The sequence below is a fragment of the Streptomyces ochraceiscleroticus genome (genome assembly GCF_000720485.1).
Classification (GTDB): Bacteria; Actinomycetota; Actinomycetes; order Streptomycetales; family Streptomycetaceae; genus Streptomyces; species Streptomyces ochraceiscleroticus.
The window spans coordinates 1-513 of record NZ_JOAX01000083.1 but is presented as its reverse complement, the minus strand read 5'-3'; the positions used below and the strand labels follow the sequence as shown (position 1 = coordinate 513).

General features: G+C 69.8%; 1 protein-coding gene. It reads left to right on the top strand.

Going from position 1 to position 513, the window contains the following annotated elements; translation table 11 throughout:
- Positions 1 to 513: phage portal protein (locus IG84_RS0137255; protein WP_031067895.1), on the top strand; the 513-nt coding region annotated here is incomplete at both ends.

Genomic DNA, 513 nt, shown 5'->3' with positions numbered 1-513 from the left:
AGCCGCTGAAGTTCGCCAGCGACGACTTCGCCAAGTTCCACGGCGACAGGTACAGGGACTTCTCCGACAACTGGGTCCAGGTCGTGGCCGACAGCCCGGTGGAGCGCCTCGACGTCACCGGCTTCCAGGCCTCCGGCGAGGAGAAGGCCGACAAGGACCTGTGGCAGGTCTGGCAGATGAACGGCCTTGACGGCGACAGCCAGCTGGGGTTCCTCGGCGCGGTCAACTCGGCGCGGTCGTTCGTGCTGGTGTGGGGTGACCCCGACGACGAGGACACCCCCATCGTCACGTTCGAGGACGCCGCGCAGTGCATCGTCGCCTACGAGCCCGGCTCGCGCGTGCGCCGGCGGGCCGGGCTGAAGCGGTGGCAGGACGGCAACGTCGACTACGCCACCCTCTACCTGCCGGACCAGCTGTGGAAGTTCGAGCGGCCGCTCTCGCGGCAGGACAAGTCCCCGCAGATGGCCGACGTCGACGACGCGATGCGGCTGTGGCTGCCGCCCGGGGCCGAGG